9 protein-coding genes and 1 pseudogene are annotated in these 13124 nt (G+C 38.0%); 5 read left to right on the top strand and 5 right to left on the bottom strand.

Features of this window, described 5'->3' with window-relative positions:
* Positions 1 to 324: 324 nt before the first annotated feature.
* The 5 genes and pseudogenes from CLOAM_RS09005 to CLOAM_RS02715 form a co-directional block, all read right to left on the bottom strand.
* Positions 325 to 2112: an SUMF1/EgtB/PvdO family nonheme iron enzyme gene (locus tag CLOAM_RS09005; protein ID WP_015424315.1), complete on the bottom strand. Its 1788-nt coding sequence runs from the start codon at positions 2110 to 2112 to the stop codon at positions 325 to 327.
* Between the two features lie 150 nt (positions 2113 to 2262).
* A pseudogene (locus tag CLOAM_RS10105) lies at positions 2263 to 2331 on the bottom strand (zinc-ribbon domain-containing protein); the annotation flags it as partial.
* Between the two features lie 16 nt (positions 2332 to 2347).
* Entirely contained in the window at positions 2348 to 5473 is a 3126-nt protein-coding gene (gene ileS / locus CLOAM_RS02705; RefSeq protein ID WP_015424316.1) for an isoleucine--tRNA ligase, read from the bottom strand.
* Between the two features lie 5 nt (positions 5474 to 5478).
* The gene (locus CLOAM_RS02710) at positions 5479 to 5844 is read right to left on the bottom strand and encodes a hypothetical protein (RefSeq protein WP_018197019.1); all 366 of its coding nucleotides are present in this window, start codon (positions 5842 to 5844) and stop codon (positions 5479 to 5481) included.
* A 289-nt stretch (positions 5845 to 6133) separates the two neighbouring features.
* On the bottom strand, positions 6134 to 6640 hold the full coding sequence (locus CLOAM_RS02715; RefSeq protein ID WP_044278851.1) for a hypothetical protein: 507 nt from the start codon (positions 6638 to 6640) through the stop codon (positions 6134 to 6136).
* 865 nt (positions 6641 to 7505) lie between these two features.
* On the opposite strand from CLOAM_RS02715, the gene CLOAM_RS02720 reads away from it, so the two are divergent.
* From CLOAM_RS02720 to CLOAM_RS02740, 5 genes are all read left to right on the top strand, one after another.
* Positions 7506 to 7784 (top strand): hypothetical protein, encoded by a 279-nt coding sequence (locus CLOAM_RS02720; RefSeq protein WP_162010048.1) that lies wholly within the window; start codon positions 7506 to 7508, stop codon positions 7782 to 7784.
* A gap of 109 nt (positions 7785 to 7893) precedes the next feature.
* Complete coding sequence (gene efp, locus CLOAM_RS02725; protein ID WP_044278852.1) at positions 7894 to 8457, top strand: elongation factor P; 564 nt, start codon at positions 7894 to 7896, stop codon at positions 8455 to 8457.
* A gap of 12 nt (positions 8458 to 8469) precedes the next feature.
* Entirely contained in the window at positions 8470 to 8676 is a 207-nt protein-coding gene (locus tag CLOAM_RS02730; RefSeq protein WP_015424320.1) for a hypothetical protein, read from the top strand.
* Between the two features lie 281 nt (positions 8677 to 8957).
* Positions 8958 to 12095, top strand: a complete 3138-nt coding sequence (locus CLOAM_RS02735; RefSeq protein ID WP_015424322.1) for a T9SS type A sorting domain-containing protein — start codon at positions 8958 to 8960, stop codon at positions 12093 to 12095.
* A gap of 114 nt (positions 12096 to 12209) precedes the next feature.
* Positions 12210 to 13112, top strand: a complete 903-nt coding sequence (locus CLOAM_RS02740; protein WP_015424323.1) for a PorV/PorQ family protein — start codon at positions 12210 to 12212, stop codon at positions 13110 to 13112.
* Positions 13113 to 13124 lie beyond the last annotated feature (12 nt).

A 13124-nucleotide genomic window follows, 5' to 3' on the forward strand; every position in this document is an offset into this window, starting at 1 on the left:
TTTATATTTTCCTTTTTCATTTTGCCGTAAGTTCACGCATATTACGCAGATTTATTGTTTAGCCACCGAAGCCACCGAAACTAACGAAATTGATTTTTCTATTAGGTTATTTCGTATTTTCCTTTTTCATTTTGCCGTAAGTTCACGCAGATTACGCAGATTACGCAGATTTATTAGGACACGGATTTAACAGATTAGAACGGATAAACACGGATTATTTATTTTTTGTTCTATAATTTTATAGTATAACTTTCAGACCTCTTGACCTCTTGATCTATAGACCTATCGGCTTTTTCTCTTCTTTTCTCTTTTGTATAAGAAATATTAGTTGCTGCGCACTAAGCGAAAGCCCACATATTGATATCCCCGGTTCGGGTCTCCTTTTTCTCTCCACATAATGTTTAGATTTCTACCTTCTCCATTCATTACACTTCCACCGCGGATAACTTTTAAGGTTCCAGTTTCGGGACCTGTAGGATTGATAAAAGTAGGCAGGGAACGGATATAATTTACATCGTACCAATCCCAAACCCATTCTGCAACATTTCCTGTCATATCGTAAATGCCGAAATCGTTGGGTTTTTTGGTTCCCGGTGTATGAATTTTACCGCTGCTGTTATCTCTGTTCCAAGAGACCTCATCGGGGTCATCCGATCCGCTATAATTATATAGTTTACTTGCTTTAGCTGCCATTTCCCATTCAGCTTCAGTAGGCAGACGGTAGCCATTAGCTTTAAAATCGCAGGTAACAACTCGGGAAGCGCCTACTCCTCTAATTTTATATGCCGGAGTTAAACCCTCCGCTTCACTTCTACCATTGCAATAAATGGCAATATCAAACCAGCTGATGTTATCTACAGGTAAGTTTTCTCCGAAGGTAGAACAGTTTGCCGGTTTCATATAAATATTCCATTCTTCTTGTGTAACTTCAAATTTATTGATATAAAAAGAAGATAAGGAGACATTAGGATTGGGATTTTCTCTCAAGCGTCCAAAACCTAAAGTACTTGCTTCAATAAAAACCATATTTTGAGGAGGACGAGGTTTGGGAGCTGTAGGTGGTGGAATAACAGTAGTTATTTTGGGAACAGAGGGTTGCTTACGAAAGTCCTCTCTGGGGGCTGGAGTGCCGGTTTTCAATTCACCATAAGTTGTTTGAGTTGGTTTTTCGCGGGGCAATTCAGCTATAGGAACAGAATTATTTACCGTATCCGATTCGGTATTAGGCATAAGCCAGGAAGAATAAGTTAATTTTTCTCCTTTACCACCGAAGAGAACACTGAAAATATTGGTGGTAAGCAACATTACAACAGTTACGATGATGAGTGCAATCAGTATCCAAAAGGGGAGTTCAATTCTGGTTTTGGGAATATCTTTTTTGCTACGGTCTTCTATATTGTCTGGTATTGCTTTTTCCGGTTCAGTCCAAATTTCGCATTCAGAAACGGGAGGCAGGTTGATTAAGGCATTCAGTAAATCATCCAAACTGCGATAACGCTGTAAAATATTGCGATGCAAACATTCAGCAAGGATTTTGTTGAGGGGGACGCTTACTCCGTAGATATATTCAAATTTTTGAGTAGTTAAGCGCTCCTGACTGTATAATGTTTTATAGAAATTGTGTTGGGATAATGCTTGAGCTAAAACAAGAGCAATAGAGAACATTTCTTCACGTTCATCTCTTTCCTCCCAGGTGATAGCGGAAGAAAGAATTATCACCTCATCGTTATCATTTATCATTATATTGGTTAAAGCAAGTTGACTGAGCGTAAGTTGATGTTGATGTAAACTAATCGCTGTATTTACAATTTGGATTGCTACTAAGCGGATAAAGTCCTCAGTCAATTTTTCCGGATTATGGGTTTTAAGGTTTGCAAGAGAAATACCATGAATAAATTCCACTACCATATAAGGAGGATCAAAATGCGGATCAATTTCAGTAACTTTAGGAAGGTGTTTATTTTCCAGTTTATTTAGTTCTTGGAGGCGTTGCTGGAGAGAAAAGATATTTTCTATGTTGCTTAAGCTTGTTTTATAGAATATTTTCAGCAGAAATTCCCTGCCTTCCTTTTCTACAATGTATTTTATGCCCTCAGCGTCCTTATTCAGCATTCTAATTATGGTATAATCCTTGAAGGAGCTGCCAGGATTCTTAAGTAAATGAGAATTTCTGCGGGAAATTGCTTCTGCAGATTTTTGTGCTTTTTCTTTTTTGGTTTCTGTTTGCTTTGGCTTTTCCGGTTCCTGTATTTGATTTTCTCCGCAGACGGGACAGAATTTTGCCTTCTCCGGGATAGGGTTTCCGCAATTGATACAATATTTATTAATGATTGCCTCCTAACCCTTATTAGACAGCTTTTTCAATACCCAAGTGAATTTTGTTGCCATTGATATCCAGACATTGCATATTTGCCATTGGTTTTTCCAGAAAAACCAGTTCTTTTCCAAGAGTTTCCGATAAGATATAGTTTTGGTAAATCTGAATTGCTTTGGCGACTGCTTCCGGAACTACCAGCTTTACAATAATATTATCCATAATGTCCAAATTCATTTCTTTGCGGGTAAATTGGATTTTATTGATCAATTCACGCGCATAGCCCTCGTTTAAGAGTTCTTCCGTTAAGGTAGTATCTAAAGCTACAAAGAGGTCTTTCGCATTGGCAAATACATAACCTTCACGGGGAATAATGGTTACACTAATTTCTTCCGGTAAGAGATGGATAGTTTCACCTTCAATTTCTAAGGTATAAGAACCGGTCGTATTAAATGCCTGCAAGACCTTTTCTGCCGGGGTTTGAAGTAAAAGAGCGTTAATAATTTGTACTTTTTTTCCGTATTTAGGACCCAGCAGTTTGAAATCGGGCTTCAATTCGTAGTGCACAAAGCCATCCTGTTCGCTTACAAAAGTGATATTACGGATATTAACTTCTTCTTTTACGAGGTCTATCATATCTGCCAAATCATCTTTCACTTTGGCGGGAACAAACATTTCGTTTAAGGGTTGACGCACTTTTATCTGGCATTCATTTCTGGCAGCTCTGCCTAAAGAAACAATATCTATAACGGTCTGCATTTTCTTTTCCAGTTTGGTATCTATATAGGTCTTATTTGCTTCAGGATACAATTCCAGATGGACACTTTCACCTGCTTCCAGATTTAAGAAGAGCTCTTCTGCCAGATAGGGAGCAAAAGGAGCAATAAGTTTAGCGGTTTCTACAAGAACTTGATAGAGGGTTCTATAGGCATCTATTTTGTCCTGGTCAAATCCCGAAGCCCAAAAACGGCGTCTACTTCTTCGCACATACCAGTTGGAAAGTTCGTCAATAACAAAACTTTGAATTGCTCTAACCGCTTTGGTAAAATCATAACTTTCAAAATAGTGGCGAACAGCAATAATAAGTGAATGCAAACGGGAAACAATCCAACGGTCTATTTCAACTTCCCGCTCCCAATTATAAGGATAGTTAATTGCCACAAAACCATCAATATTGGCATAAGTGGCAAAGAAAGAATAAACATTTTTTAAAGTACCAATGAATTTGCCTAAAATTTCTTTAACGCCATCTACATCAAAACGCGTCGGAACCCAAGGGGGGGAGACCTCTAAAAGATACCAGCGAATTGCATCCGCTCCATAATTTTGCATCAGTTCAATAGGGTCAACTGCATTTCCGTGTGATTTACTCATTTTTCTGCCATTTTTATCCAGAATCAGTTCATTTACCAAACAACTTTTATAACTGGAAACGCCTTTCAGCAAAGTAGAAATGGCAAGCATTGAATAAAACCAACCGCGAGTTTGGTCTATTCCTTCCGAAATGATGTCAGCTGGGAAAAGTTCCGGTTCAAAATTCTCATAATTTTCAAAAGGATAATGCCATTGAGCAAAAGGCATAGAACCGCTATCAAACCAGCAATCAATAACTTCCGGAGTGCGATACATTTTGTTTCCGCAGGAACAGGTAAGAACAACTTCATCAATATAGGGACGGTGTAAATCAAGGTCTTCCGGAACATCTTTTCCGGAGGTCATTTTGCCTTCTTTGCGCAATTCTTCAATAGAACCAAGAGAACGCAGTTTTCCACATTTTTCACAAATCCAGATATTGAGGGGTGTGCCCCAAAAACGATCACGGGATAAAGCCCAATCCACATTGTTTTCCAGCCAGTCACCAAAGCGTTTTTCTCCTACAAAAGGTGGATACCAGATAATTTTGCGGTTATTTTCTATTAGCTGTTCTTTATAAGCCGTGGTTTTGATATACCAACTCTCACGCGCATAATAAATAAGGGGACTTTTACATCTCCAGCAAAAGGGGTAGCTATGTTTTATCTGTTCTCTTTTTAATAAGTTGCCGCTTTCTTTCAAGTGACGAATAATATCTTTATCGGCATCTTTAACAAACTGATGTGCCCAAGGAGTTACTGCTTCAGTGAATTTACCTTCGCTATCTACCGGTTGAACAAAAGGCAAATTGTATTTTAATGCTAAAGAATAATCATCCTGACCAAATGCAGGAGCTGTATGCACAATTCCGGTTCCTTCACTCATTGTTACATAGTCACCCAAACAGATATACCAGGCGGGTTTATCAACACTTACAAAATTAAAAAGGGGCTGATAGCAACGACCTTCCAGTTCCCTGCCTTGCATTTCAGAAATAATCTTTGTTTCTTCGTCCAGCACTTGTAAGCGAGCTTTAGCTAAAATTAGATTTTGACCCTGATATTCAACTTTAAGGTAGGTTTCTTCAGGATGGACAGCTAAGGCAACATTGGAAATTAGAGTCCAGGGAGTAGTTGTCCAAGCCAGGTAGTAGGTGTTTTCTTCATCTGTTGCTTTAAACTTAACATAAATGGAGGGGTCTTCTATATCTTTATAACCCTGAGCTACTTCATGCGAAGAAAGAGGGGTTCCACAGCTGGGGCAATAAGGGACAATTTTATATGCCTTATAAATGAGGTTTCGGGAAAAAAAATTATGCAAAATCCACCAAACGGATTCTATATAACTGTTATGCAAAGTTACATAAGGGTGATCCAGATCGATCCAATAGCCCATCAGTTCTGTCATTTCACGCCAAAGCTTTTCATAGCTGAAAACGGATTCCCGGCATTTTTGACAGAATTTCTCAATTCCATATTCCTCTATACCGCGCTTATCTTTCAGACCGAGCATTTTTTCCACTTCAATTTCCACAGGCAAACCATGAGTATCCCAACCGGCTTTGCGTTTAACCTGAAAGCCGTTCATTGTTTTATAACGGCAGATAACATCTTTCAAGGTCCTTGCCATTATATGATGAATACCCGGTTTGCCATTTGCTGTAGGGGGTCCTTCATAAAAAATGAAGCGTGGCATACCTTCACGAATATCAATACTTTTTTGCACCAAATCGTGTTTATTCCAATATTCGCGAATGCGGTTTTCCAGATGCCTGGGACTTTCTTTCAGGTCTATTGTTTTATACATACACCTTATCCAATTTTCTTTTGATGACCACTTCTGCGTTGACCAGGAACAAAATTATGCGGATTGGCAGGATGGTTTTTAGTCCGCTCAAATTCCTTTTGTTTAAGGGGATTTTCCTGTTCGCTTTCCACTTTTTTTTCTTCAAAGAGCTCACTGAAGTGCTCCTTCAATTCCTTATGTTCAGAAACATATTCTTTCCATTCCTCAATTGCCTTTTCTCTATCAACACATTTTGGACAGAGAACAAGCAAATTTTGTTCACTAACACCGATCCAACCTCTGTCGTAACAGTGATCACAACTTTTTTTCTTACGATTTTTTTCGGCTATGGCTTTTGCCACATCCAGATGTATTTCGTCAAGGATAAACATATTCTCCTCCTTTGCTTACTATACAGAGAGGTTTATATATCTCTCTCCACAATTTCCCTCATTTTGAGCCATTTTTTTTAAGTGCGGAATTCTGTAAAAGGAAATTTTTGCCTCTTCTGTTTACAGGAGCTTCTAAATAAATATAGGGTGACAAATTTCAACTTCAAGCACAGAAATCAAAAAGACACATAAACAGTGCATTCTTCGCATCTTCTGTAACAGAATTCAGCATCTCACTATGATTAAACAGATAATCCTCTGTCAACTAAAAATGAGAGCTCAGAAATATTCAGTTCTTGGGTGTGCGTTTTGGTTTTGACTTTTCCGGATTTATCGGTAAAGGCGTAACCTCCTCAATTGGCTCTTCCTCTTTAGGAGCGCTTTCCATAAATTGAATGGGAGCACTAATCACCGTTTTCTTAAGTTCAATTTTTACAATCGGTTCCAAACGGTGCGTTACAATAAATAAGTTCTTATTGCGGGATAAAGCAAGTTTATCCTCTGCAGATAATGCCTCAATTTCCGTCAAACTGACTACCTTTTCAATTTTTCCGGTAGCCATATCCACAATTTGGACGAAGGTTTGTTTTTCAGGCATAAAGTGAACCTCCATTGTATATTTATCAGGGAATTTTTTACTGATTTCAACTACGAAATTTAGATATTCCTGGTGATGTATTTTGTGCCAGGCATAAAAACTCTTGCATTTGAAAATACGAGGGCAAACTGCACACAATTGTGGTGCAGGTTCACGGTTGCGTTTCAGTTCACAGAAAAAATGCCGAGCTATTTTCATAACTTTTCCTTTTCTGGTGAAGGACTTATACTGTCAAGAAAATTAACGATAATAGCACGCAGATTAAGCAGATTAAAAATGAGAATAGGTATGGGATGAATAGGATGATTATAGCAGAGAGCTGAGAGCTTAGAGCTTTGAGAATAATAGGTAGGGGATGAACAGGATAAAAGGGATTTACAAGATTTAAAGTATCAGGTGCTGTCTCAAAATTAACTTTTAGTTTCGGGACAGCCCCGACAGGTATTATAGAAGGGTTTTAACCCGGTGAAAAGAGTAAATAAAAACAACATATCTCCTTGTATCCGAAAGAGTTCCGTAGGAACGACAGGTATTCAAGATTTTCGTTTCAATAAGAAAATTAAATCTTATAATAATAGTACTTAATTATGGAGTTACCAAATCCCGATTAGCCAAAAGGGAAGAATATTATCATTTACCGCACTCCTGTTAATTGCTTCGCCTTTAATTTATTATCTTTTTCAGCTTGCTTCATCTTCTTATAACAAAGTAACAACCAAGTAACAACTCCGTAACGAGACAACGGAAGTGTTAGGGAAGTGTTACGGAGTCGTTACAGAATTTACTATATATCAAGCAAATAACTATCAAGATTTATTAGCTCAGGGAGGAATGGGATGAAAGGGATTTTCAAGATATTTATACCGGGGAACAGTGGAAAAAGATAGATGGTTGTTTCTTAATTTTTTCCGAGGGGCTTACGCCACCATCGCTATCATTGTGTCGCCCTCCGGGCTTTTTAGCATAGGAAAAGAAAAAAGAAATTAGTGATTGTGTCTTTATTTTAACGAGGGGCTTACGCCACCATCGCTATCATTGTGTCGCCCTCCGGGCTTTTTGGAAAATGGGAAGAAGAAAAGAAAAAAGAAGTCGGGGCTTACATTTTACGAGGGGCTTACGCCACCATCGCTATCATTGTGTCGCCCTCCGGGCTTTTTGGAAAATGGGAAGAAGAAAAGAAAAAAGAAGTCGGGGCTTACATTTTACGAGGGGCTTACGCCACCATCGCTATCATTGTGTCGCCCTCCGGGCTTTGATGAAATCTCAACCTTCTAAACCTTCTCAACCTTCTCAACCTTCTAAACCTTCTCAACCTTCTCAACCTTCTTACTTTTTTTTCTAACTTCAATTTTCTCTTTTTCTCTTTTCTCTTTGTGAAAGAAAAAATTCCCTTGCCAAAATCTCCCGCTCCAAAAGCTTGTCATCATAAGAATAAGGGAAAGGAAACCAATATGGCTACGATGGCTGATATTAGAAACGGAATGGTCATTGAATTCAAAGATGACCTATATGAGGTGATAGAATTTCTCCATGTAAAACCAGGTAAAGGACCTGCTTTTCTGCGTTCAAAGCTGAAAAATATACGCACGGGAAGGGTTTTGGAAAATACTTTTAGAGAAAGTGACACCTTCAATGAAGTTCGTATTGAACGCACTAAAAAGGAATATTTATATAGAGATGGAGATTTTTTGGTGCTGATGGATAGCGATAACTATGAACAGATGCACATAGATGGATCGCTATTGGGAGATAAAGAAAATCTGCTTACGGAAAATATGGAGGTTATCGTATCGGGAACTGCTGATGGAAAAGTTGTGGGAATAGAACTGCCAACAACTGTAGTTCAAACCATAGCTGAATGTGAGCCCAATTTGAAAGGAAACACTGCTTCCGGAAGTGGTAAAGTTGCCTATACGGAAACAGGTTTACGCTTGATGGTTCCTTTCTTTGTAGAACCGGGAGATAAAATTAAAATTGACACCCGCACGGGTGAATATATAGAAAGAGCAAATTAAAAGAGGATAAAAATGGGAAAAGCAAAAAGTTTTGCCGCTAAAGTAGCGCATGATAACTCCACAGAAGGGAAAGTAATCTGCCCTGTATGCAATACGGAAATAAAAAGGATTAAGCTTATTACTAATAAAAAGAAGAATGGCGGCTGGACTCCTCAGAAGGAATATGCTAAAATTTGCAAGTGCAATGAAGCTGATATTTTAGCTGGTAAAAATCTTTAAAGATATACAGTTATCTGAAGAGAAAGCAATATACACTTGCCAAAGAAGAAGATATACTTTCGCCGGTTTTTAATTGACTATTTATGTGAGCACCATAAAAGGTCTATAAAGCTATCCGCTTGCATTAGTTCGGTAGCGGATTTTTTAGCTACACAATATTATATAATTTTTATATTGGAAAAGGCAGTTATTTTGTCAGAACTTGTCTGGATTTCTGCTTTTGCAGGAATGACAAGGGAATTTTCATTTTAAAGATAATATTATTTTGGGGGAGGATTAAAATGCCTTGCCTTATCTGGAAGCGGATAACATTGCTGATAACCATTATTTTTGTTGGTTCATTATCAGCTTTGGTTCCTCCTGTTCCAATGTATAAAAATCCACCTATTGCCTGGGAAGCCACGCGTTTGGAAGGATCATTTTTTGCGGAAGGAACATTAAAAATCGGCAAAAGAAATCTACCTAATAACATTCTGGTTTTAAGGGTGCAGTTTAGTGATGTCTCTTTTCGGGCTCAGGCAGGATATCCTGATAATTTGGTTCACGACGATGTTTTTTTTAATCGTTGGATGATTCATTTGAAGGATTTTTTTCTGGAAGCAAGTCATTTACAATATGAACTGGACTATTATATATATCCGCAAGTGTTGACAATGCCTCATTCCCTTTCCTTTTACGGAGCTGATGGAGATAATGATATAGATGTAGATTTACCTCAAATTTTACCTGATATTTTGGCTTTAATAGATGAGGAAGTTGATTTTAGTCAATATGGAGGCATCATTATTTTTCATTCCGGAACCGGACAGGAATCCGATATCAATTCTATCCGCCCCAACGAAATCTGGAGCACTTTTTTAACCCGGAAGAAACTGCAAAAGTATTTTGATCCGGAAAATGATTTGTATGCCGGTTATCCGACTGATGACGGAAGTTATTTAACTAACATTATTATAGTGCCTGAAGATGAGTTTCAGGATTACTTTCCTTCCGCAGGTGAAGAAAATGCATCCAATTACCTCTTTAGTATGTATGGAGTGCTGGCTCATCAATTAGGTCATTTATTAGGTTTACCTACTTTATATGATAATGATGATAGTAATGGTATCAGCCAGGGAATTGGCAACTGGGGTTTAATGGGAACTGGTTTATGGAATGGAAGTGGTTATGTTCCGGCTCAGCTTTGTGCCTGGTCCCGTTATTTTTTAGGTTGGGAAACACCCCTTGTGCTCTTTCAGAATAGCAATAATAACTCTGTGGATTACTTTCTCAATCATTCTCCGGAAGCAATCCGTCTTTACAAAGTGCCAATTTCTACTACGGAATATTTTTTAATTGAAAACCGGCAACAAAATCCCGATGGTAGTTTAGACCCTCTTAGTAACCTTCCCAGTTATAGTTTCAAACTTCTTCCTGCAGGTGAGCAGGATTATTATGAAGATAATCCTTTAACTCCTGAAGACGAATCCCTGTTACCCTATTTCAACTTTATGGAAAATACCTATTTAGGTAGTGAATGGGATTTTTTTCTTCCCGGATTGGGAGGTCCGATTCCGGATAACAGTCCTTTTCCAGTAGATGGATCGGGAATTCTTATCTGGCATATAGATGAAAATGTAATTAATGCCAACTTCACGGCTAATTTTGATCGGAATTATGTAAATTCCAATGCGCTACATAAAGGTGTTGACTTAGAAGAAGCAGATGGAATTCAGCATCTGGATACTGCTGCCTATAATATTTATAAATGGGGAAGCCCTTATGACAGTTTCCGAGCCGGTAATAACAATTATTTCGGTAATCAGCATCATAACGGAATGCTTTCCTTGCCTACTTCGGAAAGCTATTATGGAGGGATTCCTTTAGAAATAACCGATATTTCTAACAGCGGAAATCAAATGACTTTTTCCGTGAATTTTGGCTGGCGATTAACTACTTCTTATCAGGGAATCAATCCTATCAATGCTTGTGCTATTGATTTTGACGGTGATGGAAAAGATGAATTATTTTTTCCTCTGCCGAATGGCAAAATATATATCTGGGAAAATGAAGAATTGCTAAGTAACTATCCTATCCAATTGCCTTTTTATATGCCTTACAATTACACTTGGGATGGTGAAAGCATTTATCTGCCACTGCAGAGAGATGAAGTATGCTGTTTATATAAATTAAATAGTGCAGAACATTATTATGCTTTCAGGTCTAATGCTTATAGCTGGTTAGGTCATCCTGTGGATATAGGAGAAAATTTGGCTCTGCCCCTAAAAATAAATGCCGACGATAATGCCTTTGCCATTAACCTTTATAACAAAACCGATATGACGGTAGCGTCTTTGGCGGATTATAGCGGTAAATTTATTGCCAATCTGATCCATTATGATAATCAGCTTTCCGTTGTGTACCAAAATGCTGAAGGTGAATATTGGCTGAGCGAGATTGATTTAAGCGACTACGACAAAAAGGAAATAAAATTGCCTATCCCTGCTGATTCTATTATTGTAGCGGTTTTTAAGGCACCAATAGCGGATACGGAGAATTTGATTATTCAATGTCCTAATAGTGTTTATTGTTTGCAAGGCGCAAATATTGTAGAGGGTTTTCCTTATGTGCACAATCTTGTTGCTGCATCGGACAGCTGTTTTATTGCTCCTCTAACTTTTGCGGATGTTGATGGCAATGGTTCTTTGGATATCTTGATCGGAGGCGAAAGCGATTTTGCCATTATTGACTATTCCGGAAAATTGATGAATCCGGAAAACCAAAATCCGGAACTGCATACGGATTTTATCAGCGCAGGAATATACGCTATGGACATAGATAATGATAACAATGCAGAAATAATAGGGAATTTTAAGTATAACCGGCTTAATATTTGGGAGCATAATTACCGTCCCAAAATGGGTTATCCCGTCTCTTTTGCTGAACGCAGCAGAACCTTGCCTTTTGTTTCCCAAGCTTCCGATAATAATTGGTATATTTATTGTGCCACCGATAATGGCTTGCTGTTTAGAAATAAACTGGAAAATAAGCCCCAGATAACTCCTGCTTGCAATTGGATTTGCGAATACGGTAATTTAAGACGCAGTGCTTCTTATACTAAAATGGAATTGCCCAATCAATATCAGACCGATGAACTTTTTGTGCCGGGACAGGTATATATCTATCCCAATCCCTTAAAATCCATTTACCGACAAAAAATACAGCTTAATGTTATGACCAGTCGCGATGCAGAATTGGAGCTAAGCATTTTTGATATTAGTGGAACCTTGGTTTATCGTCAAAAAGGTTATGCCAAGGCATATCTTAAAAACCTGGATATTTTTGATATTCCTGCAGATAAACTTTGCAGTGGGGTTTACATTGCTATTATTAAATCCTCAACGAGCAGCAAGCGACTCAAGTTTGCCATTGAAAAATAATATAGTTTCCCTACAAAAATGCGGATATTTTATCAGAACCTGTTTGATTTCCTGCTTGCTCAGGAATGACAAAGGAATTTTCATTCAAAATATGATATAAGAGAGAGTAAAATTATGAAACATACAATAATTACCTTATGCATAATGCTGATTGGGGGAATGTGTTTTGCCGGCATTGATGAAAATGCCGGAACTTACGGCTATAAATTTTTGAATGTTCCCTACGGACCTGTATCTTTGTCCTTAGCAGGAAGAGGTGTGTTCAGCATTGATAATCCGGGTTCCTTTTTGTTGCAACCAGCAGCTTCTTGTATGAATGATCAACATCTTTTAGGCATTACACATAATATGTGGTTGGCAGATACCCAGGCAAATATGATTGCTTATTCTTTTGCTCAACGAAAAAGCCATTTCGGGATAGCTATGCGTAATTTGGATTATGGGGAAATTGAAAACAGGGACGATATGGGTTTTTTAATCGGTAATTATCATCCTTTGGATATTGATGTTACGGCAAATTATGCTCATCGTGTAACGCCCTCTATTTATGCAGGAGCTAATTTGGGAATTTTATACCAAAAACTGAATACTGCCAGCAGTTTAGCTTTGCATACGGACCTTGGTTTTTGTTGGCTTCCTCCCGTTAAAGATGCTAAAATAACTTTGGTAGGAAGAAATTTGGGAATTGCTAATCATACAGATGAAGAAAGAGTAAAATTACCGGTTTGTTTTGAATTGGATATAAACAAAGGATTTTCTGTTGCAGAACAGCATTTAATCTTAGGCGGTTCGGTAATTCAGACCTTAGATGAAGACCTTAAAGGCAATGTTAATTTAGAATGTGAACTCTTTCAACTACTTACTTTAAGGGGTGGTTATCTTTTGGGCTATGATGCTCAGGATTTTAGTGCCGGCTTTGGAGTGAAATATAAAAATATCTCTGTGGATTATGGCTACGGTGCTTTCAATAGTGAATTGAACGATGTTCACTCTTTTGGTGTAACTTACAGATTTTAGATAGAGGAAAAA

The sequence above is a fragment of the Candidatus Cloacimonas acidaminovorans str. Evry genome, from assembly GCF_000146065.2.
GTDB lineage: Bacteria > Cloacimonadota > Cloacimonadia > Cloacimonadales > Cloacimonadaceae > Cloacimonas > Cloacimonas acidaminivorans.